17 protein-coding genes are annotated in these 26,043 nt (G+C 62.6%); 13 read left to right on the forward strand and 4 right to left on the reverse strand.

Translation table 11 applies throughout. The features are described from left to right. Window positions 1-20 precede the first annotated feature (20 nt). The 3 genes from Pan216_RS19845 to Pan216_RS19855 all read left to right on the forward strand — a co-directional run bounded on the left by Pan216_RS19845 (window position 21) and on the right by Pan216_RS19855 (window position 3,140). Window positions 21-776, forward strand: a complete 756-nt coding sequence (locus Pan216_RS19845) for a class I SAM-dependent methyltransferase (protein WP_145260670.1) — start codon at window positions 21-23, stop codon at window positions 774-776. 117 nt (window positions 777-893) lie between these two features. Next, entirely contained in the window at window positions 894-1,928 is a 1,035-nt protein-coding gene (locus tag Pan216_RS19850) for an NAD(P)/FAD-dependent oxidoreductase (RefSeq protein WP_145260672.1), read from the forward strand. A 354-nt stretch (window positions 1,929-2,282) separates the two neighbouring features. Further along, window positions 2,283-3,140 carry an HAD-IIA family hydrolase gene (locus tag Pan216_RS19855; protein ID WP_145260674.1) on the forward strand — a complete coding sequence of 286 codons (858 nt, stop codon included), beginning with the start codon at window positions 2,283-2,285 and terminating at the stop codon, window positions 3,138-3,140. Between the two features lie 101 nt (window positions 3,141-3,241). Here the strand turns inward: Pan216_RS19855 and Pan216_RS19860 are convergent, their stop codons facing one another. Next, the gene (locus tag Pan216_RS19860) at window positions 3,242-3,634 is read right to left on the reverse strand and encodes a PepSY domain-containing protein (protein ID WP_419192764.1); all 393 of its coding nucleotides are present in this window, start codon (window positions 3,632-3,634) and stop codon (window positions 3,242-3,244) included. Between the two features lie 296 nt (window positions 3,635-3,930). Further along, entirely contained in the window at window positions 3,931-4,527 is a 597-nt protein-coding gene (locus Pan216_RS19865; RefSeq protein WP_145260678.1) for an HNH endonuclease, read from the reverse strand. A gap of 296 nt (window positions 4,528-4,823) precedes the next feature. Between Pan216_RS19865 and Pan216_RS19870 the strand changes: the two genes are divergently transcribed. Continuing rightward, window positions 4,824-5,555, forward strand: a complete 732-nt coding sequence (locus Pan216_RS19870; RefSeq protein WP_145260680.1) for a 3-keto-disaccharide hydrolase — start codon at window positions 4,824-4,826, stop codon at window positions 5,553-5,555. A gap of 934 nt (window positions 5,556-6,489) precedes the next feature. Continuing rightward, entirely contained in the window at window positions 6,490-7,734 is a 1,245-nt protein-coding gene (locus tag Pan216_RS19875) for an ISL3 family transposase (RefSeq protein WP_145260682.1), read from the forward strand. Between the two features lie 236 nt (window positions 7,735-7,970). On the opposite strand, the gene Pan216_RS19880 is transcribed toward Pan216_RS19875, so the two are convergent. Then, on the reverse strand, window positions 7,971-8,885 hold the full coding sequence (locus Pan216_RS19880; protein ID WP_145260684.1) for a DUF1559 domain-containing protein: 915 nt from the start codon (window positions 8,883-8,885) through the stop codon (window positions 7,971-7,973). 423 nt (window positions 8,886-9,308) lie between these two features. On the opposite strand from Pan216_RS19880, the gene Pan216_RS19885 reads away from it, so the two are divergent. Continuing rightward, on the forward strand, window positions 9,309-10,076 hold the full coding sequence (locus Pan216_RS19885) for a 3-keto-disaccharide hydrolase (protein ID WP_145260686.1): 768 nt from the start codon (window positions 9,309-9,311) through the stop codon (window positions 10,074-10,076). Between the two features lie 263 nt (window positions 10,077-10,339). Further along, complete coding sequence (locus tag Pan216_RS19890) at window positions 10,340-11,869, forward strand: Nramp family divalent metal transporter (RefSeq protein WP_419192765.1); 1,530 nt, start codon at window positions 10,340-10,342, stop codon at window positions 11,867-11,869. A gap of 532 nt (window positions 11,870-12,401) precedes the next feature. Here Pan216_RS19890 and Pan216_RS19895 read toward each other — a convergent pair. Beyond that, window positions 12,402-14,048: a UxaA family hydrolase gene (locus Pan216_RS19895; RefSeq protein WP_145260688.1), complete on the reverse strand. Its 1,647-nt coding sequence runs from the start codon at window positions 14,046-14,048 to the stop codon at window positions 12,402-12,404. Between the two features lie 309 nt (window positions 14,049-14,357). On the opposite strand from Pan216_RS19895, the gene Pan216_RS19900 reads away from it, so the two are divergent. From Pan216_RS19900 to Pan216_RS19925, 6 genes are all read left to right on the forward strand, one after another. Continuing rightward, entirely contained in the window at window positions 14,358-16,640 is a 2,283-nt protein-coding gene (locus tag Pan216_RS19900; protein ID WP_419192766.1) for a serine/threonine-protein kinase, read from the forward strand. A 678-nt stretch (window positions 16,641-17,318) separates the two neighbouring features. Then, window positions 17,319-18,158 carry a class I SAM-dependent DNA methyltransferase gene (locus Pan216_RS19905; protein WP_145260692.1) on the forward strand — a complete coding sequence of 280 codons (840 nt, stop codon included), beginning with the start codon at window positions 17,319-17,321 and terminating at the stop codon, window positions 18,156-18,158. A gap of 754 nt (window positions 18,159-18,912) precedes the next feature. Beyond that, the gene (locus Pan216_RS19910) at window positions 18,913-22,050 is read left to right on the forward strand and encodes a type VI secretion system Vgr family protein (RefSeq protein ID WP_419192767.1); all 3,138 of its coding nucleotides are present in this window, start codon (window positions 18,913-18,915) and stop codon (window positions 22,048-22,050) included. Window positions 22,051-22,116: 66 nt separating this feature from the next. Then, window positions 22,117-23,685 carry a coiled-coil domain-containing protein gene (locus tag Pan216_RS19915; protein ID WP_145260694.1) on the forward strand — a complete coding sequence of 523 codons (1,569 nt, stop codon included), beginning with the start codon at window positions 22,117-22,119 and terminating at the stop codon, window positions 23,683-23,685. Window positions 23,686-24,325: 640 nt separating this feature from the next. Continuing rightward, entirely contained in the window at window positions 24,326-24,778 is a 453-nt protein-coding gene (locus Pan216_RS19920) for a hypothetical protein (RefSeq protein ID WP_145260695.1), read from the forward strand. Window positions 24,779-25,009: 231 nt separating this feature from the next. Further along, window positions 25,010-26,041 (forward strand): DUF1559 family PulG-like putative transporter, encoded by a 1,032-nt coding sequence (locus Pan216_RS19925; RefSeq protein ID WP_145260696.1) that lies wholly within the window; start codon window positions 25,010-25,012, stop codon window positions 26,039-26,041. Window positions 26,042-26,043: the final 2 nt, after the last annotated feature.

The raw sequence follows: 26,043 nt of genomic DNA on the forward strand, positions 1-26,043 counted from the left end.
ACTTGGTTGAGGATCTAGCGATGAAAGTTGCGAACAGACTACGATCGACCTTCGACGACTTGAATACTCTCGGTGCAAACCAATTCAAGAGCTACATTTCTGGTTCACAGTACATTCGAGCATACGACTTGGTATCCAAGTATCAGAATGGCTCGTCGGTCCTGGACTGGGGAACTGGAGAAGGACATTTTTCAATGTACCTTCTGCGGTCAGGACTTGAAGTTACCGCATTTACTGTTGAAGACAGTTGCAAGCTGTCTCCCCACTTCGAGAATGAATACCCAGAGCGTTATCGACTGGTGTCCGACCCGGAGTGCGTGAAAGGTCTTCCCTTTGACGACTCGGCCTTCGACATGGTCACATCTATCGGAGTGCTCGAGCACGTTCGTGAGACGGGAGGAGAAGAGGCTGACTCTCTTCGCGAAATCCAACGAGTCCTCAAACCAGGTGGCATCTTCCTCTGTTACCACTTCCCCAACAAGTATTCATGGATCGAAGCAATCACAAAACACATTGAAGGAAAGCACAACCATACGTACAAGTACACACGAACCGATATTGAGCAGCTAACCCGCAATGCGAACCTCGATCTCGTTGAGGCGAAACGATACGGTCTCCTTCCCCGGCTGATGTTTCGTTTCGTCCCGAGCTTTATTGGCAACAGCACCTCGGCTGCAAAGGCATTCAATGCTCTTGATAGCGTCGGGTCGAGACTGCTCTCTCCGATCTGCCAGAACTACTACTTCATCGCTAGGAAGCCGTTGAGCACTGAATGAACGAGAATTTAAGTCTCGCGGCCAGCCAGGATTCGGCCCGCAGAACTCTCCTGACTACAATGCCTCGTCGGGCGGAACGGAAACGGGGAAGAGCGTGGGGAGCGGGAGGTGGGGGCGATGACCAAATCACCAGCGGTCGCGATCGTGGGGGCGGGGCTCTCGGGAGTGGCGGGGGCGAGGTGCTTGAGCCGGGCGGGCGTGGAGGTCACCATCGTCGAGAAGAGCCGGGGAATCGGGGGACGGATGGCGACCAGGCGGGCCGAACTCGCCCAGTGGCCGGGGGAGACGCCGCTCGCGTTCGATCACGGGGCCCAATATTTCACCGTCAAGGGGGAGCGCTTCCGACGCGTCGTCGACGAGGCGATCGCCGCCGGCAGGGCCGCGACGTGGGAGGGAACGATCCGCGTCCTCGAGGAGGGGACGGCGCGGCTCCCCGAACAGCCTCTGGATCGCTACGTCGCCACCCCGACGATGAATAGCCTATGCAAACTTCTGGGTGAGGGCCTGAAGGTCCACTCCCGCTTCGAGGTCGCGGCCATCGAACGCGACGCGGGTCGGTGGCGTCTGGTCGCCAAGGATGGACGCGAGCTGCGCGACATGGACGCGGTCATGGTCAGCGCTCCCGCCCCGCAGGCCGCGACGTTGCTGGCCCCCTGCCCCGACCTGGCGCGGCAAGCGACCCGGGTCCGCATGAACGGGTGCTGGGCCCTGATGCTCGCGTACGCCGAGCGACTCCCGGTCGACTTCGACGGAGCGTTCGTCCACGGCTCGCCCCTCTCCTGGATCGCCCGCGATAGCAGCAAGCCGGGCCGCGACCGATCGAGCGAACGCTGGATCGCGCACGGCTCGCCGGAGTGGAGCCAGCGCCATCTGGAACTGGAGAAAGAGGAGATCGTTGAACGACTTCTCCCGATCTTCGCCGACGCGGTGAAGGTTCCCGCGAACACCCCACCAAGTTTCGTTACCGCCCACCGCTGGCGCTACGCCCTTCCCGCCGAGCCGCTGGCCGAGCCCTATCTCTGGGACGACGACGAGCGGCTTGGGGCGTGTGGCGACTGGTGCGACGGGCCGCGCGTCGAGGGGGCCTACCTGAGCGGCCTAAGTCTCGCGGAGCGCCTTCTCGCCTCATTTGACATAAGACCCGGATCTTGAAGGCGTCGGCGGAGCTGACGACCGCTTGACACCTCACGCGATCCAGTCGGCGACTTTCTCCACTTCCGGAAGAAGGACGCCGTCGCTCGAAAGCGGCGGGGATAGCGGCATATCTCGTATCTGTTAGGGCCGGAAGTCTGAAGCGTTCCCGCCCACTTCCTAGGCAGTTTTGGGCGATGGCTCCGGCCGCACGAGGGACTTCCGAAGACGCGAAAGATCCATGTAGTAGCGATTAGGGCATCGAAGCCCGCGCAAGCCGGGGCGTGGAGTTATTGGCACACCACTTGCTTTGCCGTACGGTCTCTCGCAATTGCGCGAGTGGATGTTCATCAATGAAGCTCGAGAGGAGAGCTCATGTGCGGTTACCTCATCGACATGGATGGCGTGATCTATCGTGGCAACCAACTGATTCCCGGCGCGGATCGGTTCATTCACGAACTACGGGAACGGGATGTTCCGTTTCTCTTTCTCACCAACAACAGCCAGCGGACCCGGCGCGACGTCGCGACGAAGCTGAGTCGACTCGGGATGGAGGTTGAAGAGGACCACGTCTTCACCTGCGCCATGGCGACGGCGCGGTTTCTCGCTCGGCAGAAGCCGAATGGGACGGCCTTCGTGATCGGCGAAGGGGGCCTCATGACGGCCCTTCATCGCAACGGTTACTCGATCGTCGACAAGGATCCCGACTATGTCGTCGTCGGCGAAGGAAGAACCTTGAGTTTCGAGATGGTGGAAGCCGCTCTCGAGATGATCCTGGGGGGCGCCAAGCTGATCGCGACCAACCTCGATCCCAACTGCCCGACGCAGACGGGAACGCGACCGGGCTGCGGCGCGATCGTCGCGATGCTGGAAGCGGCGGCGGGGATCAAGGCCTTCAGCGTCGGCAAGCCGAGTCCGGTCATGCTCCGTTCGGCGCGGAAAGAGCTTGGTCTCTCGACGGCACAAACCGTCGTGATCGGCGACACGATGGAGACCGATATCCTCGGCGGCGTCCAGCTCGGCTACAAGACGATCCTGGCCCTCAGTGGTGGGACGCGACTGGAGCAACTCTCGCAGTTCGCCTACCGCCCCGACAAGATCATCGACTCCCTGGCCGATCTCGATCATGACGACCTCCATCGGGAATTCGCCATGACGTTCGCGCCGACGAAGGAACGAGAGCTGCTCCCCCGCCACTACCTTCACCGCGAATTCGCGACGACCTCCCCCTAGTCGCCTCCCGCGCTCACCACGACGGCCAATCGGTCATTCCCAAGCGTCCACCACCCACCAAGCCGCGGAAGCCCTGCGAACGAGGGACTTGCGAGGAATGTCTACGAGGAGCTTGCCGTCGTCGCCCGAGGGCGCCGGAACCACGACACCAACCAGTCGATGCCGCTGACGATCACGACACTGACACCCGCCAGCGGTAGGACACGCAAACAGAGGATCACCGATCCCCACTGCCACCACGACAACCGATAACCCGTTCGCCGCGGAAACCCGCTACGCCCGGCGGGTCGCCGCGACCACCACATCCAAAGCCCCGTCACCGGGAGAGCCGCCAACACAAGGCAAGCGAGAAGCCAGACGATCTTGCTCCGGATGCCCAGGACGCTGCCGACGTGAAGTGGGTAGGTCCAGCCATGGAACCAGTAGGAAGGGTTGTCGGAGAGTCGCCGCGATCCATCGTCTCCGACGACGCCAGGGATGCATGGTTCCCTCACGGCGTCACGACCTCCTCCCATTGCTCGAAGTTGCTCCTTCCACCCACCCAAGTCGGGAAACCTAGCTTCCTGATTGATCAATTCGTTGCCCAGGAAACTCTTGGGTGCCCTGCCCACGCATGTATGGGCGGGTTTCCAAATGACTGGAGTTTCCCGCATGCCCACGCAAGCGTGGCATGACACCCGGCGGAGAAGAGGAAAGCCGTGAGACGTGTAAGAGACTCAAGAAACGATGCCACTCCCCGAACACGAGGTCAGTTCGCGTCGGGGAGCGGCGTTCACCATGGCCGGGGGCCTCACTCCTCGAGCGGGATGTTCCAGTAGGCCTCGTTGAGGAAGTTCGACCAACTGTGGATGCGGATCCGCGTCGCGGAGTAGATCGGCTTCCACGCCGGCCGCTTGGGCAGATGACGGAGCTTCATCCGTGCCTGATCGGGCGTGCGGTCCGCCTTGAGCTTGTTGCACTCGACGCACGCCAGCACGCAGTTCTCCCAACTGGAGACACCTCCCTGGGCCCGCGGAACGACGTGGTCGATCGTCAGCTCCTCGCTGCCGGGTTGAATCCCGCAGTACTGGCACGTGTAGTGGTCCCGCTTGAAGACGTTGCGACGACTGAAGGTCACCTTCGCCGACGGGAAGCCACTGTACTCGGTCAGCGTGATCACCTCCGGCACCCGAAAACAGGCGGTCACCGTGCGGATCACCGGCTCGGACTCCTCCGCCCGAAGCTTGGCCCAATCGGACCAAGAGTAGGTTTGATAGTTCTCGGTGTCGACCACGCGGGCCGAGTCGGACCAAACGAGCACGACGGCCCGAGCCACCGTCGCGACGTTGACCGGCTGCCAGTGTCGGTTGAGCACGAGCGTCGGCCGCTGAAGGACGTTAGCTGCCATCGCACCTCTTCTCCTCTACTGCCCTAGGGAATCGAAACAAACACGGCCCAAACGGGCCAGTTTTCTTCACCCTACGTAATCGATTGCTCGATCGTTCTCCACGATAAGACTCAAAATATCTCGCGATCGTTCGCGCGATTCGCGCCCGAGCCCATGACCTCGCGTCGGGTCGTGACGATGCAGGGCCGCAATCCCCTCGCATTGCGATGCCTCATCCACTACGTTGGCGGCGGTCACCCTGACCCGAAGCGATCGACTCGCGACCGCTTCACTCCCCGTAGACTGGACGGATCACCATGCTCCCGACGACCCGACGCTCGCTGCTTCTCCTCGGCTCGCTTCTCTTCGCGGCCCACCCGACTCACGCCGATGAGTCGGCCACGCTGCCCAAGGCCTACCTCAATGGTAATGGACCAGGATGGAGAACGCTGGGAGAAGAAGATTTCGTGAACGTCAACGGCGAGCCGGCGACGTGGAGTTGGAAGAGCGACGGCACCATCTATTGCACCGGCCAGCCCGTTGGTGTGATTCGTTCGAAGAAACAGATCACCAACTTCGAGCTCGTCGTGACGTGGCGTCATTTGAAGGAGGCGGGTAACTCCGGCGTCTTCGTCTGGGTGCCGCCCGAGTCGCTCGAGGGACTCAAGCCCGGCAAGCTCCCCCACGGCATCGAGGTCCAGGTCCTCGACCTCGGTTACGCCGACAAGTACGTCAAACGCACCGGCAAGAAACCCGACTGGTTCACTTCGCACGGCGACGTCTTTCCCGTCGGCACCTCGACCATGAAGCCCTTCCCCCCCGTCGCCCCCAACGGCGAGCGGAGCTTCCCCTCGAAGAATCTTTCCAAGGGCGTCGGCCAGTGGAACCACTATTACATCCGCGCGATCAACGGCGAAGTGCGTCTCTGGGTCAACGGCGAAGAGGTCTCCGGTGGCACCGACTGCAAGCCCAGCACCGGCTATCTCTGCCTCGAGTCGGAGGGCTCGCCGATCGAATTCCGCGACCTACGCATCAGGGAGTTGCCGTAGAGAAAGGTGACCGAAAGACAGGGTGGTCCTGTAGCCCACCATGGTCCTTACAATAGGCTGCCGAGAACACGTCGAAACAGTGAAGACCGGCAGGCAATCACCTGCCTGAACGGCAACGCCGTTCTCTGACGAAGCCCAGGGTCGCGCTTCGCGCACCCTGGGTACGAGATCGCGGAAAGCCCCAACCCCAGCGGGGTTGTCTCATCGCTTTGATGGCAGGCAATGGCCTGCCCTACGGGACTGCACTACGGGGAATCTCGTCAGCACCTCTCGTTTCGCCTGCCCGAACGGCAACGCCGTTCTCTGACGAAGCCCAGGGTCGCGCTTCGCGCACCCTGGGTACGAGATCGCGGAAAGCCCCAACCCCAGCGGGGTTGTCTCATCGCTTTGATGGCAGGCAATGGCCTGCCCTACGGGACTGCACTACGGGGAATCTCGTCAGCACCTCTCGTTTCACCTGCCCGAACGGCAACGCCGTTCTCTGACGAAGCCCAGGGTCGCGCTTCGCGCACCCTGGGTACGAGATCGCGGAAAGCCCCAACCCCAGCGGGGTTGTCTCATCGCTTTGATGGCAGGCAATGGCCTGCCCTACGGGACGTGGGACAAGAATAAAAGGCTCTATTGCCAAATCTGTGGGTGGTGAGTGTCTTCTCCGTTCCGCTTGGTAGTGGAGGTTACCGCCGTATGCCAAGGGCCGCGTCCGGCTGCTGCTTTGCCTGGTCTTCTCGCTTCGCTCGCCCTGCAGCCTCGCCATCGTGGCTCGGCTTCGGTCGCCCGGCAAAGACTCCTCCTTGGCCGTTGGCGGGGAGGATGTTCCACTGGTCAAGCGGAAAGGAGAGAAGTCGGCAGGAGGCCAAAAAAGAGCATCCCGCTCTCGAGTGGCGCATGATGGAGTTTGCGAGGACTTCTTCAAACGCCAGCCGCGAGAGACGGGATGCGACTTCAGGTTATCCTCAACGCCTTGGAGCGTCACGGGAGTTTCGTCTACGAATCGGCGGCTTGGGCCGATTCGTCGAAAGAGGGACTGCTGGTTCGGGTTCGCCCACGGCGTCGCAGCCGGCCGATCTGTTCGGGTTGCGGGAATCGTGGCGGCACGTACGACCACTTGCCGGAACGCCGTTTCCAGCATGTGCCGCTGTGGGGCCTGGCGGTCTGGTTCGTCTACGCGGCACGGCGGGTCGCATGCCCTGTTTGCGGGGTGAAGGTGGAACGCCTTCCCTGGGCGTCGGGCAAGGAGCGAACGACCACGAGTTTCCAATGGTTCCTGTCCCGTTGGGCCAAACGCTTGAGTTGGCGTGAGACCGCCGCGATCTTCGGCACGAGTTGGCACACCGTCTTTCGTGCGGTGAAAATGGCGGTTTGCTGGGGAATCCGCCATCGCGACCTGGAAGGGATCGAGGCGATCGGCATCGACGAGGTCGCCTACCGCAAGGGCCACCAATACTTCACCTTGGTCTATCAGATCGACCGCGGATCGCGTCGTCTGCTTTGGGTCGGGCAAGACCGGACCAAGGAGACGCTCGGTCGTTTCTTTCGTTTCTTCGGCAGGCGGCGAACCGAGCGGCTGAAGTACATCTGCAGCGACATGTGGAAGGCCTACCTGTCGGTCATCGCTCGCGAGGCCAATGGGGCCCTGCACATTCTCGACCGCTTCCACATCATGCAGTTGTTCAACAAGGCGATCGACAAGGTGCGGGCCCAGGAGGCACGCGAACTCAAACGCAAGGGCTTCGAGGTGCTCAAGCGGACGCGTTGGCTGCTGCTCAAGCGTCGCGGCAACCTCAAACGCAAGGAGGTCCTTCGTCTCAACGAGTTGTTGACGCACAACCTCAGGACGGTCAAGTGCTACCTGATGAAGGAAGACTTCCAGCGGCTTTGGGACTACAAGGCTCCCTGGCGGATCGGATCCTTCTTCCAGGAGTGGCTCGACCGGGCCTTGAGCACACGGATCGAACCGATGCGCAACCTGGCACGAACCCTCGAGCGTCACGCCGAGCAGATCTTCAATTGGTTCGAGGCAAAAGGAGAGATTTCCGCGGGCGCCGTCGAGGGAATGAATCTGAAGGTCAAATTGACGACCCGCCGCTCCTACGGCTTTCGCGACCCCAGCACCCTCAAATACGCTCTCTATCACAATCTCGGCAACCTCCCCGAGCCACCATCGACCCACAAATTCTGAAGACGAGGCGAATAAAAAAGGGGGAGGAGCGCCGAACGCCGACGCTTGCCTCCCCCCTGGAGAGAGATTCAACTGGTTCGCATCCTCGACGCGAACCTTGTGTCTATTGATCGACAACCAACGCTTGTCTCCGTTGATCGACAACCAACGCTTGTCTCTATTGATCGACAACCAACGCTTGTCTCCGTTGATCGACAACCAACGCTTGTCTCCGTTGATCGACGGGAGCGATCCGGTTACTGCGTGAGTTCGCCCTGGGCACGCGTCCCCATCGCTCGGAAAACGTCTCTGCTGGTCGAGTTACCAAAGAACTGTACCGTCCCATCCGAGAGCGCGGTGTTCACGCCGCCGGGATGATAGCTGCGGGCGTAGATCTCCGGGTCGCCGTAGGAACCTCTCACGAAACAGGGTGAGCCGGGAAAGTCGGTCGACTTGCAGCCGTAGAGGACGTCGGGCAGGAGCGGATTGGGGGGTTCGGCCGTGGTGAAGCCGTAGCCTCCACCGGAAGCCCCTCCCCAGTAACCGCCGCCGGCGCCCCACGCGCCGCTCATCGGCTGCGAGCCGCGGATGATGACCTCGCTGGCCAGCAGCGTCTTGGACGTCCCGTCGGCGACATCGCCGAGTTTCGTGTCAGAGGAAACCCAGAAGAGTCCATTGGCGTCATAGCGTTCGACGAAGCCGTTGCCGTTGAGCAAGACGTAGTTGCCCTGGAAGCCGGGCGTGGTCGATGCTCCACCGAAGGCGGGGCCGGCGGGGTCGGAGGGGCACATCAACATTGGAATCGCCCGCGAACGAATCGCGTCGGGGGCGAGCCAGCAATTGTCGCCGTTCCATGCCTCGTAGTCGTCAAAGAGGTTCGTCTGATCGATGAACGGCAAGATGCGATGCATCCAGGTGTCGCGCACCAGGGTGTCGCCATTGAGGGGGTCGCCGAGACGGGCTCCGTAGGGAAAGACGTTGTGGGCGTCGTGGTAGTTGAGCAGCCCAAGGGCGACCTGCTTGAGATTGTTGGAACACATGGAGCGGCGGGCCGATTCGCGCGCCTGCTGCACCGCGGGGAGGAGGAGGCTCACCAGGATGCCGATGATGGCGATCACCACCAGAAGCTCGACGAGCGTGAAGGCGCGTCGATCGGCGGAGGACCGTGCCATGAAGGGACTCCTTTCTCGGTTGGTGAAAACGATGCGTCGGGAGAGAGCGATTGGCGTTCCGAACGCGGGCGAACGAGCCCGTTTCGCGCAAGCGGCCTTCCCCAATGAGATTAGAGAAGGATGTCACGTGACATCGTAGCGTCGCCGCGACGGCGTTGCAAGCCTTGTTGGCACGAGTGCCCACTCTTCGGGAAGGGCTCCTGTGCCGCGGACCCACTTCGCGCCGACTTTCCCGCCGCGAGGAGCCCGCCTCCCGCGAACCAGCGTCCGAGCGACGGGCACCACCGCGATCGTTTCCCCCACTTCGCCAGAATTCTCCTCTTTCGGCTCGATTGCGGCCCGGTTTGTGGCCAGAATGCACCAGCACCGTCACGGGGCCGTGGCGGTGGGTACCCAATTCGAACGAAATCACCGGAGACCTCAATGGCATTGGCTGGCCAATGGATCGTTCTTGCCTTCTCTTTCCTGCTCGCCGACGGCGCCCCCCAGGGCGAATGGAAGCCCCTCTTCAATGGCAAGGATTTGAGTGGATGGACCCCGAAGATCAAGGGCTATGACGCCGGCGAGAACTTCGCCGACACCTTCCGCGTCGAGGATGGCGTCCTCAAGGTCTCCTACGACGGCTACGACAAGTTCGATCGTCGCTTCGGGCACCTCTTTTACGAGCACCCCTACTCCGACTACATCCTCCGCGTCGAGTACCGCTTCGTGGGCGACCAGGCCCCCGGCGGCGAGGGCTGGGCCTTCAAGAACAGCGGCGTCATGGTCCATGGACAGACGCCCGAGACGATGACGAAGAACCAGGCCTTTCCCGTCTCGATCGAGGTGCAACTCCTCGGGGGCAAGGGCTCGGGCAGCCGGCCGACCGCCAATCTCTGCACGCCAGGCACCAATGTCGTCATGGACGGCAAACTGCTGACGCGGCACTGCACCGATTCGAAGTCGAAGACCTTCCACGGCGAAGAGTGGGTCACCGCCGAGATCGAAGTCCACGGCGACGGCAAGATCATCCATCGCGTCAATGGCGAGGAGGTCATGCAGTACGAACAACCGCAACTCGACCCGAAGGACAAGGACGCCCAGAAGCTGATCAAGAGCGACCACCTCCTCCTCGACGGCGGCACCATCTCGCTTCAGTCGGAGAGCCATCCGATCGAGTTCCGCAAGGTCGAGATCAAGGAGCTCAAGTAACTCCACCCGTCAGGAATCACCTGACTTGCCCCAACCCTCCCCCCTCAGGGGGGAGGGCAACAAACGGTCTTCTCTCCCCTCAGGGGGGAGGGGAACAAACGGTCTTCTCTCCCCTCAGGGGGGAGGGGAGCAAACGGTCTTCTCTCCCCTCAGGGAGAGCGACGATTCCGCACTGTTGATCCAACAATAGGGAGCCTTCCCCCTCGACCATGAGCACGCCCGCCGAGAGCAACGAATCGTTGATCAAGGAGCCGCCTCATACGATGGGCGGCATCGTGAAGTATCTTGGCCCCGGGCTGATCATCGCGGCCACGATCGTCGGATCGGGCGAGCTGATCGCGACCACCGCGGTCGGGGCCGAAGCGGGCTTTCTGCTCCTTTGGCTCATCATTATCGGCTGCGTGATCAAGGTCTTCGCCCAAGTCGAGTTCGGCCGCTACTCGATCATCAACGGCAAGGGGACCCTCAAGGGACTCGACGAAGTCCCCGGACCACGCTGGCACGTCAATTGGATCATCTGGTATTGGCTGATCATGTTCGTCGCGTCCCTGGCCCAACTGGGCGGCATCGTCGGCGGCGTCGGCCAAGCCCTGACGATCCACCGGCCGATCACCGAATCGGGCAAGATCGCCAACCACTACCAGGATCTCCAGGTCCGCCAGAAGGTGACCGCCGGCCTCCTCGGGCGCTACGACCCCGACGATCCGACCGCGATTCCCCATGAGGAAGAGCGCGTCGCGGAGTTGCGAGCCCAGAGCCAGGTGATCGAGACCGAACTGGCGGCCCTCTCCGAGAAGGATCTCAACGTCGTTTCGCACGACGACCTGATCTGGGCGACGCTGATCACCGCGGTGACCATCGTGCTCTTGGTCCTGGGACGCTACGGTATCGTGCAAGCGGTCTCGACGATTCTGGTCGCGGGATTCACCTTCCTGACGATTGGCAATCTGGTCCATTTGCAGACGCTACCCGAATGGCGCGTCACGTGGGCCGATTTGCTGAGCGGGCTTAGCTTCCAAGTCCCCTCCGCCAGCAACGGGCGCGAATCGGGACTCGCGACCGCGCTGATGGCGTTCGGCATCATCGGCGTCGGTGCGACCGAACTGATCCAGTACCCCTACTGGTGCCTCGAAAAGGGCTACGCCCGCTGGACCGGCGAGAACGATGGTTCCCCCGAATGGGCTGCGCGAGCTCGCGGCTGGCTGCGGGTCTTGCAGTGGGACGCGTGGTGCTCGATGATCGTTTACACCTTCGCGACGGTCGCGTTTTATCTGCTCGGCGCCGCGGTGCTGGGACGAGTCGGGCTCAACCCGGAGGGCCAACAAATGGTCCGCACCCTGGCCGAGATGTACGTGCCGGTCTTCGGTTCCTTCGCGCAGTCGATCTTCCTGCTGGGAGCTTTCGCGGTCCTCTACTCGACCTTCTTCGTCGCCAATGCCAGTCATGCCCGGGTCTGCGCCGACGCGGTTTACGTCTTCGGGCTCTCCTCGGGGAGCGAGGAGGCGCGGCGCTACTGGGTCCGAGTCTTTTGCGTGGTATTTCCGCTGATTTGCCTCGCGACATACGCCTTCATCCGGGCTCCGAAGCAGCTCGTCCTGGTGAGCGGGCTGATGCAAGCGATCATGTTGCCGATGCTTGGGGCCGGGGCACTCTACTTCCGATATCGCCGGAGCGACAAGCTCCTCACGCCCAGCATCGCGTGGGACGTGATGCTGTGGCTTTCGTTTGTCGGTCTACTCATCGCCGGCGGCTGGGCCTTCTTCGACACCTTCTCCAAAGTGGTCTCTTCCTAAGGGAGACCGATCCTCGGAGAGGATCGTATCCGATCGCCACTCAAGAAGGAACGGCTACCCCCCACGCGAGTTGTTCGCAGTCGTGGCCATCACGGATGAGTCGACCACGCGGCGAAGCGCCGGACTGTCGTTTTGGCAGATTTGTCCATCGTTTTTGCGCGAAATCGGGGCACTTTTGATGAAAACGGACGAAGAACGGTCCAAAAGCGTGCGGTTTGAGGCCGTTTTGGATGCGTTTGCGAGGGAGTGGTCGCCGCCGAGCAAACTTCTGATGCTCCCCCTCGTCCAAGGGGAGACTTTCTGATGCTCCCCCTTGTCCAAGGGGGAGATAGAGGGGGTCGGACCGGCCGAGCAACATCTCGCCGGGAATCGGCGATCACCGCGCGGGTTGGTCGACGTCCCGAGGCGTCCCACCCGAATCGGCTGTCATCCACATGACACCAGTTGGCGGGTCAAGGCCCACCCTGCGCCGGCGTGGGGCACCCGGAGTGAGCCGGATGCCATCATCATGACAGCGACACCGAAACGGTCATCACATCGTCAAGCGTTGGCGCCAGGGGATGAAGTCGTCTTGACCGAGGATCTCCGCTTTGGTCGGCGCGGCGCCGCTGGCGGAGAGGATGAGCTGGTCGAGCAACCGCTCGCCGATCTCCTCAACGCGGTGATCACCGGGGATCACCCCGCCGGCGTCGACGTCGATGATGTCGGCCATCTTCTCGGCCATCTCGGTGTTGGTCGAGACCTTGATCACCGGGCTGATCGGGTTGCCCGTCGGGGTGCCGAGCCCCGTGGAGAAGAACATCGCGGTCGCCCCCGCACCGGCCATCGCCGTCGTCGACTCGACGTCGTTGCCCGGCGTCCGCAACAGGTTGAGCCCCCGTTTCGTGACCCACTCGGGGTAGTCGAGCACGTCGGTCACCGGCGAGGTCCCCCCCTTCTTCGCCGCCCCCGCCGACTTGATCGCGTCGGTGATCAGCCCGTCGCGGATGTTGCCCGGCGAGGGGTTCCCCTCGAACCCGAGCCCGTCGAGCCGGCACCGCTCCTCGTAGGAACTCATCAAGTCGAGGAACCGCTTGGAGACCTCCGGCGTCGCGCAGCGGCTGGCCAGATCGTTCTCGCAGCCGGCCAGTTCGGGAAACTCCGAGAGGATCACCGATCCGCCCAGTGCCACGAGCAGGTCACTGCAGTGACCGATCGCGGGATTGGCGCTGATGCCGGAGAAGCCGTCGGAGCCGCCGCACTCGAGCCCGACGACCAGTTCCGACAAGGGGGCCGGTTCGCGTTCGGCTTGGTTCGCGTCGACGAGGCCGGCGAGGGTATGTCGAATCGCCTCGGTAAGAAGCGTCTCCTCGGAGCCGACCCGCTGCTGTTCGAAGATGTAGAGCGGCTTCTTGAAATCGGGGTTACGGCGATGAAGCTCGTCCTGGAGAGTCGTGAGCTGAGCCTTCTGACAACCGAGACTCAGGACCGTGGCCCCCGCGACGTTCGGATGATTGATATAGCCCGCGAGCAGCCCGCAGAGATTGATCGAGTCCTGCAGCGCGCCGCCGCAACCCTCGTCGTGGGCGAGGAACTTGATGCCGTCGACCCGTTCGAAGATGGGGGTCGCCGGGCGGTCGACCTCCTCGGCGACGATCGCGGTCTCGAGGATCGCCGCGGCGGAGGCTCCCTGGCGATAGCGTTCGACGAGCGTCCGGGTGATCTTCTGATAGCGCGAGTGGGTGGCGAACCCGAGTTCCTCGAGCATCGCCTCGCGGAGAACGTTCACGTTGCGGTTCTCGCAGAAGACCATCGGGATCACGAGCCAGTGGTTGCGCGTGCCGACGCGGCCATCGTGCCGGCGGTAGCCCATGAAGGTGCGATCGGCCCACTTCGAGACGTCGGGCGCCTTCCACGCGGCGGCGGAGGTTCCCTCTTCACGTTCGGCGGTGGCGTGATCGACGTTGTCGATCGTCAACAGTTGCCCCTGGCGCAGCGGCTGGTTGGCGCGGGCGACGACGATGCCGTACATCTTGAGCAGACCGCCGGTGGGGACGTCGCGCAGACAGACCTTGTGCTTGGCGGGGATCTCGTCGAGAAGTTCGAAGGTGAGATCGTGGTGGCTCACCCGCTCGCCACGCGGATGCGTCTCCAACGCGACCAACATGTCATCGTCGGGGTGGACGTGAAGGAAGCTCATCGGCTTGTCGGTTCCTAGCAGAGTATCGGTGGAGTGGACTCGTGTATTTCGGGCACGGGTCAACTGGACTCGTGCGCTTCGGGCACGGGTCAATTGGACTCGTGCGCTTCGGGCACGGGTCGTTCAGACTCATGTCGTTCCTCGCATCCTCTCATCGTACGCATGCGGCGGCGGTTGTGTATCGTCGCCCGACGCCGACGATCGCCTGTCCCTCCGAGAACGACACGATTCAACGTTCGAATTGCACCAGACACCGCACTCGATAGGCTACAGGGAAGCGAAATCACACCGACGAAATGTGGTCACCGCATGGACGACTTCGACATCTTGTTGCTCCTGTTCCTACTGCAGGAACGCGAGGATGACTCCCAGGAGATCCTGACAGTCGCGTCGGCCCTCTCGGAGGAGGCCGACGGCGGAACGCGCCGTCTCGGCCGCGAACTGGTTCGCCAGAAGGTGATCTCCTCTCAGGAACTGCGCGATTCCCTCAAACGGATCGCCGAGTTCCTCAACGATCACCAGTGGAACGAAAGCCACGCCATCTCCGAATGGATCGGGGCCCTGCCCAAATCGCTGCGAAAGGACCTTTGGCAACGGCTGCCGACCCTCCCCTGGCACGTCGGCGCCGATTCGGAGTTCGGGGGCCTGCGCGACGAGGAGCCCTTCGCAAAGGGTGGGTTGGGCCAGATCTGGAAAGTGCGCGAAGACCCAACCGGGCGAACCGTGCTCGTCAAGCAGATGCTCCCGGAACTGATCGAGAACGAAGCACTCTTCGAGCGTTTCATCACCGAAGGCCGTATCACCGCCCAACTCGAACACCCCAACATCGTGCCAGTCTACCGTGTTGCCCAGCACGCCCATGGCATTCCGCCCTACTACGTGATGCGCTGGATTCAGGGAACGACGCTCGAGGACGAGATCACCGCCTTCCACCAAGCCGAGATGACGCTTTCCGACCGCCGGCTTCGGCTGAGGAATCTCGTGCAGCGACTGGTCAACATCTGCGAGGCGGTCGCGTTCGCCCATTCGCGTCGGATCGTTCATCGCGATATCAAGCCCTCGAATGTCATCATCGGGGACTACGGCGAGACTCACTTGCTCGATTGGGGGTTGGCGAAGGTTCTCGACACGACCACCGAACCTCCCTCGGAAGCGGAAGTCGTCGCGGAGCCCTCCTCGCAGGGGACGATGCAGGGCACCCGCATCGGCTCGCCACTATGGATGGCCCCCGAACAGGCACGTGGCGACAACGCCAACGTCGATGAGCGTTCCGATATCTACGGCCTCGGAGCGACCCTCTTCACGATCCTGACGGGCAAGTCCCCCCACACCCTGGGACGTAGCCTGATGCTTCCCCAGGTCTTGGAGGCGATTCAGCTCGAACCGACTCCTCGGGCATCCGACTACGCCGCCGACACGCCCAAGGCGCTCGAGGCGATCTGCGCCAAGGCGTTGAGCAAGGATCCCGACGAACGCTATCCGTCGGCCAAGGAATTGGTCTCCGACTTGGAACATTGGCTCACCCACGAACCGGTCTCGGCATTGCCCGAGCCCTGGGTGCGCCGTCTGGCCCGCTATGCGATCGCGCATCCGACCCCCTCGGCGATTCTCGGCGGTCTGGTTCAGGCGCTCTTTGTCTGTTTCGTCACGATCGTGACCGTCTACGTCGTGATCTTCCTGCAACTGCGTTCCTTTTCGGCGCGCATCCTCGACGAGCGTTCGGGGATCCAGGAGCGAACGATCCAAGAGAATATGACCCGTCTGGAACGCGACCTCGCGTTCATCGGCCAACTCGACCGAGTCTCGGAGCTCTTTCAGGGTCGGGGCAGGCCGATCGGCCACGAGGGCGACGAGACGCTGATCCCGTTCCTGCGCGATCGACCGCGTTACGATGCCGCTTACCTGCTGGAACGGGACGCGAAGGGGAAGCTCGCGCCGATATGGGCCTTCACGCAACGGGACGGGGCTCTCCCTCCCGAACGCGTCGAGTCGATGAATCTCGAACAACCCTGGACGACCTGTCTGAAGCGTTTCGTCCACCAAGTCAAGCCCCATCCGATCCTTTGCATGATCGCTCCCAACCACGACGATCGAGAGCCGGGCCGACTCGACGTCTACGCCATCGCATCCGTCCGGCGCGACGGGGTTCACTTGGGCTACATCGTCATGAAGCTCGACCTCAGGGGGATGTTCTCCCGCGCGCTCGGCATCCATCCCTTCGCCGCGATCGCGATGAGCGACCTCAAGGGGCACATCATGTTCTGGCAGGACGGTGATCGTGTCTCGGCCGACGCCGCCGCCAAGGCATTGGAGGATTTTCCGACTCTCTTTCGCATCCTCCAGGAACAGGGAAAGGGCGAACACACTACCTGGGACTACTTCGGCAAGTTCATCATCCGCGCCGAGCGGATCCCCTTCGTCTTTGGGGGCGAGAGCGACCGAATCGTCTTGATCACCGTCGTCGACATCAGTCAAACCCACGCGACCGAGATCGTTCTCGGCCCGCTCATCGGGGCGATGTTGTGCGGACTGATAATGATTCTGCTCGCCTCGTTCTTAGTCTGGAAGTTCCTCCGCTCGCTGATGTATTGAGGCCTTCCCCACGACCATCCGTGACATCGCGTTGGCCAACGACGGCGTTTGCCGAAGACCCGAATCGGTTCGAAAGCCTTGAAGATTGCGTGAAGTCACCGCGTCGTTCGAGAGCGTTCGGCGAGGTCGTCGACCGTCCCTACCGCTTGGTCGGATCCAAGAGTTCGGGTGGCACCCTGAAACGTAGACGGACCAGTGCACTAGCAGTCCCTTGAGACAAGCGGGCCAAGGCGAGAACGAGCGATATTGGCCAAGATCAAGGAGAACAAACGCAAGCAACGCCGTCGATTCGTCGAGTTTTTCAGACGCGGAGATTGCACAAAAGGGCCATTCGTAGCCGGCAGCGGATAGATCAACGGACTGCCAGCCCCCATGTTTTCCCTAGAGCCCCTCAGCTACGTCCTCGCGGCGGGCGGATCGAGAGACTCCTCAAAAGCCGTAAGGTCAGAAGAGACACCATCCTTGCACGATGAACCGACGACGCCACCCGTGGAGACGCATGCTACCGGTTTGGAGGGGAACCGAGAATCGATAGAAAAAAGTCGGTGGCGACGACTTCACGCGCTCGCCGCTTCCCCAGTCTGTGTGATGTTCGCATTGGCTTGGCTCGCGAATCGACACCTCGAAGCGACCACAACGATGGTCCGCTATCAACGTGACACGAAAGGTCCCATGCCCATGCCCCAACCTCAATTGGCTACCGATACCGTTTGGCGAAAACGCCTCGAGGACATCGAGTCGGATGTCTCGGAGATTCGACTGCCGAACAAAGCTGACGATCTCGGCCAAGACAAGGAATGGTGCGAAGTCGAGATCAACGGCAAGAGACGACGTATCCGTTTTCACGACTATGGACGGGTTTTCGAAGTTCCCGGTCTCTACGAACAGATCTTTTACGAAGAGCTCGAGTGTTGCTCGCCCAGCTACATCGCCAACCTGCTCCAGAGTGTCGTTCAAGAGTACGGCGAGAACCTGGGTGATCTGCGCGTCCTCGACCTCGGCGCCGGCAACGGCATGGTCGGCGACGAGTTGCACGATCGCGGCATCGACTCGATCGTCGGCGTCGACATCATTCCCGAAGCGAAAGAGGCGACCGAACGCGATCGCCCCGAGGTCTACGAGGACTATCGCGTCGCGGACTTGACCGATTGCCCCGAACCGGAGGAGCACACGCTCCGCCAAGCCGACGCCAATTGCCTGACGACGGTCGCGGCGTGCGGCTTCGGCGACATCCCGCCCCTCGCCTTCGCGAAGGGACTCGACCTGATTTCGACGCCCGGTTGGCTCGCGTTCAACATCAAGGAGGACTTCCTCCGTGAGCGCGACACCAGCGGATTCAGCCGGCTCATCCGCCGCCTCAGCCACGACGGCTTCATCCAGATGCTCTGCTACCGCCGCTATCAACACCGCGTCTCGGTCACCGGCGAGCCGCTCTTTTACGTCGCCGTCGTCGCCCGCAAGCTCAAGGATCTCGACGAGGCGATCCTCGAGTCGCTGCAAGAGGCGGAGAACGGCTAGCGCTCTGGTCCATCCAACTCTTGGGGGGCCACTGGCTGCTTGTCAGCCCGTGCCCAAGGGTTCGGGTCGCACCGACACCATCTTCAAGTTGGAACAGAGCACTAGGCTCCGTCTCAAGACTCGGCTCTGGCTTCGACTCGCTGCATCGGCGCGGGACTTTGTCGGGCTGCATCGACGAATCCAGCTGCTTCGCCCTCCTCGACCCGCACCGATTGGCTGAGCTTCGGGCCGACGACCTACTTTTGAAATGAGCCTAGTGTCCCGATTGGCACATTCGTTCATGAAATCTCGGCACGCAGGCCGTGCGGAGGATGGCCCAATCTCAGGCGTTTTCCGCATGCCCACGGCAAGCGTGGGCATTGCAGCCAAGAGATCTCTTGGCAATGAATGAACCCATCGGAACACGAGATAACCTGATGCCCCTCTCTCCGAGGGAGGGGTGACGACCGAAGTCTTCCGAAGCCGGCGCGGCTCGATGCGCGATGTCGCACCGACCGAACCAATCAACCAAGAGCCCCTTCCCCTCCCTACGCCGTCGGCTCTCTTTCGCCACCCTTGCGCGGGGGATTCGTCCCGGCTTGACGCATCAATTCGCATTCATTGAACGTATAAGGTTCTGGAGAGTACCGAGGTCGATCGCGGGGCATGCGCCGGCCCAATCGGAACCGACCCTCCTCGATTGTTCACGGGGAAGAGAGCTTCGCCGCGAGATGGCGTTCGCGGGATGAAGTCATCCCATTCGAAGGGGTCCATCATGTCCTCTCTCAGTCAGCGCGGTGCTAGCGCGGCGCTCGAAGTCCCACTCGAGGGAAAGACCTACTGGGTTCATCAACTCCGGGGACGCGAGGCGATCTCCGAACTCTACGAGTTCACCATCGTCTTGACGCTCCCGCCCGAGCAGCGGCTCGATGTCCGCGGCCTTCTCGGACGGCCGCTGTCGCTGCGGCTCTTCCCCGATTGGATCGTCACCGAAGAGGCTGCCGCCGGCGACCCCTCCCAGCCGCCGCGCGAGAGCGGCCGACGAGTCCACGGCATCTGCTGGGACGTGCGTCGAGAACCCGATCCGGTCGGCCACCGGCGACGCTATGTCATCACACTGGCACCACGGATCCGGGCCCTGACCCTTCGTCTGCGCAGCCGGATCTTTCAGCAGAAGACGGCCCCCGAGATCCTCGAAGCCGCGCTGGCCGACGTTGACGTCAAGCCGCAGCTCCGCCGCGACTACTTCCCCCACAACTACTGCGCTCAGTACCAGGAGTCCGACTGGGCGTTCCTCTCCCGGCTGATGGAGGAAGAGGGGATCTTCTACCGCTTCGAGCAGGGCGATTCAACGGAACGGCTCATTCTCGCCGACACGTCGCTGGAAGCCCCGACGGTCTCCTGGCCGAACTCCCCGGAGTCGGGAACGGTCGGTTTCGACGCGATCGCGATCGAGGAGCAACATCGGCGTCCCTGTGTCTCGCGTGTCGAGCGCGTGCTGCAACTGCGCAGCACGTCGTTCACGCACGAGGACTACGCCCACGAGATCGCCAACCAAGCGCCCAGCGCGGTCCATTCCCTCCCCGGTGACGTGACCGAAGGTTGGCCCAAGCACCTCGAGGTCCGCCGTCCCCTCGCGGGTGCGGCCCATCGACTCGACAGCGTCGGCCCCCAGCGGCAAGAGCAACCCGAGCAGCTTGGCTGGATCGACATGCTCCTAGGGCGAGCGGCGGAGATGGAGGCCGAACGGGCTCGGGCCGATACCGACCAGCTCGTCGGGACGGCCAACATCCCCCACTTCAGCGCCGGCAGCAGCTTCACGCTGACCGACACCCCCGCCGAGGGGGAGGATGACGGCCGCTATCTGCTGACCGAGGTCGAGCACGACCTCGACGGGGACGTCTACCAGACCCAGTTCCGCGCCATCGACGCCGAGTGGCACTTTCGCCCGCCGAAGAAGACACCGATCCCGCGGATGAACGGCCCGCACAGCGCCCGCGTCGTCGGCCCCGAGGGGGAGGAGATTCACACCGACAAGTATGGCCGCATCAAGGTGACCTTCCCCTGGTCCCTGCCCGAGGATGGCGAACAGACCTCGTGCTGGATGCGCGTCTCGCAGTCATGGGCCGGCGGCCAGTGGGGCATGCTCGCCCTGCCGCGCGTCGGGCAAGAGGTCATCGTCGACTTTCACGACGGCGACCCCGATCAGCCCTTCGTCGCTGGTTCGGTCTACAACTCGTCCCAGCCTGCCCCCGCGAGCTTGCCGGAGGAACGGACCCGGTTCATGATCAAGTCGAAGACGCATCAAGGCACCGACTTCCACGGCTTGATGTTCGACGATCAGTCCTCCCAACCGGCGGTGCAAGTCCGCTCCGATGGCACCTACCATCTCCAGGCGAAGGACAACGCCGGTCACGACTACGGTGGCAAGTTCGTCGAGACCCACCGCGACGCGCGTGTCTCGCTGGTCGGTGGGTTGCCCTTCATTCATCCACCCAGCAACGCCCTGATCAGTGACTCCGGCAGCGGCGCGGGATCGGGCGGCGATTCCTCAACGTACCAAAAGATCCAGGTCAGCGACGTTCCCAAGGAGAACTGGGCCTTCAACTCCTGGTCGGATTTGAAGACGACCGCGACCCATCCGACGGTGCGAACCCAGTTGACCACCGGTGCCGCGCTCGACGGTGTGCTCGGCCTGTCCCAAGACGTCACCGTCGGCAACTTCAGCCGGATGACGATCGACCCGACCCTCTCGTTCCTACTCACCCCCTTCGCGGCCGCAGCCCCCTTCGCCTCGCTGGCGGGTTCGACTTACACGACGCTCGGGCACGAGAATTTCCTTCACTACGGCACGCGGTACACCTGTCACGGCGGTCCGACGTTCAACTACTACAACCGTACGCTCCTGAATCCCTTCATGGCGATTTACGCGATCATCAACGGCTTGCAGTTCTTCCTAACGATGGGCAACCCGAACTACACCGGCCTGACCGCCGCGGCGATCTCCGAACTCGTCAAGGAAGTGATGATCCTCATCATGCGTCTGACGGCGCAAGCCACTTATGCCTACGACGCGACCCTGTCGCTACTGGGCTGCATCAAGAGCGGCGCGACCAACGCCGGTAATGGGAACTTCCAAACCGCGATGAGCTACTTTGGCCAGGCGGGAAGCCAACTGGAAAACTCGACCGAATTGCTCCTCGATTTCGGCTTGTCCAACGGCAACTCGCAAGCCCTCCGCGTCACGGGCGCTAGTCACTCGATCAACCTGGGACAGACCGACACCTACACCGTTCGCAAACTGAACACCCAGCAAACGCTCGTCGTCGAAGATGGCTACTCCATGATCGGCACCGAGGAAGCGACGCTCACCTTGGGCAATCCGTCGGCGATTCCGCAATCGATCACCGGCGCGGAGCTGACCACCACCGCCGAGGGTGAGATCAGGATCAACAAGGACAGCTACGGCGACTACGGCCACACGCTCTTGATGGCCAAGAACCAGTTCGATCTCACGTCCAAGAATACGGGCATCGCCAATTCCGGGACGTTCTTCAATCTCAACGCCACCGCGGCCGGAACCACGATGGTCGCCTCGAAGGTCCTTACCTTGCAATCTCGCAACAAGTGCCTTCCGATCCCCCCCACCTGCGTCGTCAGTCTCAACAACGGCACGCTGACGCTCACGGGAACCGCCATCAACATCGAGTCCCTCGGCACGTTGACGATCTCCGCCGCCGAGGAGATCAGCTTCGACGCGCCGATCGTCAGCGGCCTGGAAGCGGCCAATTTGGCGGCCGCCGGACAGGTCATCGCCAGCTCGATCGAGCAAGCCGGAAACGAGGAGATCGACGATCTGGCCACCGAGGCGGCCGGTATCGCGAGCATCATTTCGGAGATGGCGTGGCTATAGTAACTGGCGATCGCCGCCCTCGTTCCCATACTACAGGGAAGATTCGCCCAGACCGGTGAGGACCCGATGTTCGACGAACTGGAACAGAAACTGGCGAAGCTGAGGCAAGCCCTCGCGGAGGCGGCCGACCACCTCGAGGAAAGTCGCCCCGAGCTTTCCGCCGGCGATGGCTCCCTCTTCGAGAATTTGCGGTCTCAATTGCGCGAGGTCTTCGCCACCCACCTACCCGAGATCGAAAAGCGGGCCGACGAGTCGCGGACCATGCACGCCGACGCCCGGCGCATGCACGAGGAGGGCGTCCGCCGCTACAAGGAACTCGAGCAGGCCCTCGCCAAGCACCGCGAAGCCAGGACCGCCCACGAGCATCCCATCCTCTCGGACATCGACTCTTGGCAGCAGCGACTTCGCGAGGCCGTCGCCGAACTCGAAGAGAGCGGCGCGATCTGGTGGACGGTCGTCTCTCTTTGCGCGCTCGAGGCCGGCGACGTCATCACGTTCGACCGAGAGACCGAGATCGCCACCGCCATGGCCGCCCTCTGGGTCGCCGCTCCCGACCAGACCGAACGAACCGCTCTCGGCAGCACCCTCATCGGTGACGTGAGGTCGGCGACCGCGAAGCTTCTCCTCTGTTCGCTCGTGGTCAGCCATCGGAAGATGCGGCGTCTCTCTCAACGGTCCCCCCACTCGCTCGCGGCACAAGTCGTCAGCAATGCCATCCGCAAGGGACTCGGTCCAACCCACCTCTCCAACTATCAGTCGGCGGTCGACCTCGCCGTGATGATGGGCCAGGGCGAACTCGCCCTCGACGACCACACGAAACCGAAACTGCCCGAACGTGGCTACGCCAACTGGATCAGCGAGGAGTCGAGCACCGCCCGGCTCGACGCGGCCCCCTCGATCGGACTGGTCCTCACGCCGACGTCGCGAGTACACCCTTGGCCGCTCGTCCAGGTCGAAGAGGTTCTTGCCCGCTGCGTCGAAACCGTCTGCAGAATCTCGGCGTCCTCCACCGAGCCGATCGATCGGCTCGCCTCGCGATTCCTTGGCCAATGTGGGAAGTCCCCCGCCGACGTGCCCGCGACCCCGGGATCGCTCCGGGACTGGGTCTACGATTCGGGCTCCGCGCTCGAACGACCCAACGATGGAGGGACTCCCTCGAGTCTGGTCTCTCCTCCGGCCACCGACGACTCGGTCACCGATCGGGAGCTAACCGCGACCGACATGGCCGAACCGCGACGAAGCAACTCCCTCGAGGGCTGGGTCTTTCCCAATCGCGACTCCAGAAACGACGCATCAGGATTTCCGTCCCGCAACGAGGAAAGCCGTGCCGGCGGCGACGGCAACAAGGTCGTCAACGTCCCCTTCCGAGAGACCGGCGACTCCGACCAGTCCTCCGAGGGCGACGATCCGCTTCGTTCCTCCCAGTGGCTCGCCGCCAGCGACTTCTCCGACTTTTTAGGGCCCAAGTCAGTGACGGGAGACGCGACGCCGGGATCAACGCTCCCCGCCGACACGGAGCGTGAACGTCGGCAGCGCTTCGAGGACTACGTCAAGGAATCACTCGCCGACTCGGGTGAACTTCGCCCCGAACAGATCGACGGTCCAAGCGAAACGGACAACGACGATCGCTCCTAGCAGCCCGTTGAATTAAGCGGACCAAGACGAGAACGAGCGATGTTGGCCAAAATCGAGGAGAAGAAACGCAGGCGAATCCGTAGATTCGTCGAGTTTCGACAATGCGGAAATTGGCCAAGAGGGCCGTTCGTAACCGGCAGCGAATAGATCAACGGGCTGCTCGTGCTCGGGTCCAACGGAAAGTTTGCGTTGCAATGGGCCCAATCTCTTGGCACTGGCTGACAAGCAGCAAGTGGCACCCAGACTTCCGATGGACCAGCAAACTAGTGTCGCGAAAGGTCAATTCATCGCCAAAAGATCTCTTGGGCGCCAAGACCCTCTTGGGCGCCATGCTCATGCTCGCCGTGGGCATGTTCAAGAGACTCACGCTCGCCGTGGGCAGGCGCGAAGCCGCTGTGATTCAGTAGGCTCCCACACGAATACTGGTCGAGGTTTCCGACAACGAACTTGCCCATCAGGACTCAACTGGCTGCGTTCTCTTGCGCGTGTCCCCTCCTCTCTCCGGCCCACATGTGATAACGTAGCCGAACGGGAGGGGGCACGATCGTTGGAGCTCGACGGCATTCGCGCCGGCGAAGACGATCCGACGTTCCTCTCCATGTGTCCCTTCGCGCCGACCATGCTTTTGCGAGATGACATCATGCTCCGAGATGACGGCGACTACACCTACGGCGACGACCATGCCGATCTGCGGATCGAGATGGCCAACTACGGTCTCTCGACCGGTTATCCGATCGACAGCTTCGTCGACATCCGCTGCGCCTGTGGGAGCGACGGCTTCGAATTCCATTCCGACGAGGAGGCGGGGGTCGCGGTACGGCGCTGCGGGAGCTGCCGACATGAACGCTTCATGGCCGACAGCGCCGGCTTCGCCGAGGAGGCCAAGCTAACCTCCCACGTCTGCATCTGCGGCTCGAGCCACTTCCAACTGACCGCCGGCGTCCATCGCTATCGCCGGGACGACGATTCCCTCGCGGAGGAAGTCCGCTGGACTTACATCGGTTGCCGCTGCGCCTCCTGTGGCTTGGTCGGTTGCTACGCCGATTGGAAGTGCGAGCACGGAAACTACGAAACCCTTCTTAGACTGATGTGAACGCGACTCGCAGCCTGCGTCTCCGTTTTGAACCGTCATCTCACCGATATCGATAAGCGTGCCTGGGGCGACATCGCCTCCGAATGATCTCCCCCGTCGTGTCCGCCAACGTCTGCTCGCAACGAATGTCACGACCACTCCATCGACGACGGTGGCAACGTCCCTACGCGATTTGTTCCAACCTGGACAGGTCGAGTTCCGTATTGGAGAATAGAGGTTAGAGGAATCTTCATGAATCGTGCCGCTATCATCGCCCGACGCGATCGGCGCCGACCGCGTCTTCCGGTCCGGCGCGCGATGACCCTTGTCGAACTCTTGGTCGTGATCGCGATCGTCGGGGTCCTGGTGTCGATGACGCTCCCCGCGGTCCAACAAGCGCGCGAGTCGGCTCGAGCCGCCCAGTGCGCCAACAACCTCAAGCAGATCGCCCACGCCACCGCCTCCTTCTGCGACATGCACGGAGCCTTCCCGCCCGCGCGGATCGTCAACCTCCCCACCGGCGTCGACCCTCCGGAACTCGATTGTGGCGGCGAGCACCCCTCGTGGATCGCCCAACTGCTCCCCTTTCTCGACCAACAGGCCGCCGCCGACCAGTGGGACTTGACCGCTCGCTACGAAGACAACTCGGCGGCCGCGCGCGAGCACATCGTGGCGAGTTTCGTCTGCCCGACACGCCGAGCGGCCAGTCAAGCGAAGGTTCCCGGCGGCACGACGCCCCCGTTGATGCTGCCGTGCGGTTGCTCCTTTCCCGGCGAGACGATCGTCGGCGGCGCCGTCAGCGACTATGCCGGCAATCACGGCGATCTCTCCCCCGGTTCGACCGGCGGGCCCGAAGACTTCTACTTCGGCGGTCGCGGCACCGGCGTCATCATCTCCAGTCGCGGCATCTGCGACGGCTCCACTCCACGCAGTTGGTACGACCGCGTCGCCTATCGCGATATCGACGACGGCACCAGCAACACCTTCCTCGTCGGCGAAATGCACGTCCCACGCGGCAAGCTCGCGACGACACCCGAGAACGGCCCGATGTACGACGGCAGTCGCTTCTACAACTCGAGCCGTGCCGGGGGCCCTGGCCTGCCCCTCGCCCAAGGCCCCGACGACGATGTCCTCGGTCTCGGCCTCTTCGCCTTCGGCAGTTGGCATCCCGGCGTCTGCCATTTCGCGTTCGCCGATGGCCATGTCGAGTCGGTGGGCAATCTCGTCAACACCGAACTCCTGGGACGCTACACCAACCGCGCCGACGGCGAGATCACCGAGTAGCA

This window comes from Kolteria novifilia (assembly GCA_007748055.1).
GTDB lineage: Bacteria > Planctomycetota > Planctomycetia > Kolteriales > Kolteriaceae > Kolteria > Kolteria novifilia.

Bases quoted from the DNA above. Each gene is read 5' to 3' on its own strand.
- Pan216_RS19845 (WP_145260670.1), top strand. From the start codon at position 21: ATGAAAGTTGCGAACAGACTACGATCGACCTTCGACGACTTGAATACT.
- Pan216_RS19850 (WP_145260672.1), top strand. From the start codon at position 894: ATGACCAAATCACCAGCGGTCGCGATCGTGGGGGCGGGGCTCTCGGGA.
- Pan216_RS19855 (WP_145260674.1), top strand. From the start codon at position 2,283: ATGTGCGGTTACCTCATCGACATGGATGGCGTGATCTATCGTGGCAAC.
- Pan216_RS19865 (WP_145260678.1), bottom strand. From the start codon at position 4,527: ATGGCAGCTAACGTCCTTCAGCGGCCGACGCTCGTGCTCAACCGACAC.
- Pan216_RS19870 (WP_145260680.1), top strand. From the start codon at position 4,824: ATGCTCCCGACGACCCGACGCTCGCTGCTTCTCCTCGGCTCGCTTCTC.
- Pan216_RS19875 (WP_145260682.1), top strand. From the start codon at position 6,490: ATGCGACTTCAGGTTATCCTCAACGCCTTGGAGCGTCACGGGAGTTTC.
- Pan216_RS19880 (WP_145260684.1), bottom strand. From the start codon at position 8,885: ATGGCACGGTCCTCCGCCGATCGACGCGCCTTCACGCTCGTCGAGCTT.
- Pan216_RS19885 (WP_145260686.1), top strand. From the start codon at position 9,309: ATGGCATTGGCTGGCCAATGGATCGTTCTTGCCTTCTCTTTCCTGCTC.
- Pan216_RS19890 (WP_419192765.1), top strand. From the start codon at position 10,340: ATGGGCGGCATCGTGAAGTATCTTGGCCCCGGGCTGATCATCGCGGCC.
- Pan216_RS19895 (WP_145260688.1), bottom strand. From the start codon at position 14,048: ATGAGCTTCCTTCACGTCCACCCCGACGATGACATGTTGGTCGCGTTG.
- Pan216_RS19900 (WP_419192766.1), top strand. From the start codon at position 14,358: ATGGACGACTTCGACATCTTGTTGCTCCTGTTCCTACTGCAGGAACGC.
- Pan216_RS19905 (WP_145260692.1), top strand. From the start codon at position 17,319: ATGCCCCAACCTCAATTGGCTACCGATACCGTTTGGCGAAAACGCCTC.
- Pan216_RS19910 (WP_419192767.1), top strand. From the start codon at position 18,913: ATGTCCTCTCTCAGTCAGCGCGGTGCTAGCGCGGCGCTCGAAGTCCCA.
- Pan216_RS19915 (WP_145260694.1), top strand. From the start codon at position 22,117: ATGTTCGACGAACTGGAACAGAAACTGGCGAAGCTGAGGCAAGCCCTC.
- Pan216_RS19920 (WP_145260695.1), top strand. From the start codon at position 24,326: ATGCTCCGAGATGACGGCGACTACACCTACGGCGACGACCATGCCGAT.
- Pan216_RS19925 (WP_145260696.1), top strand. From the start codon at position 25,010: ATGAATCGTGCCGCTATCATCGCCCGACGCGATCGGCGCCGACCGCGT.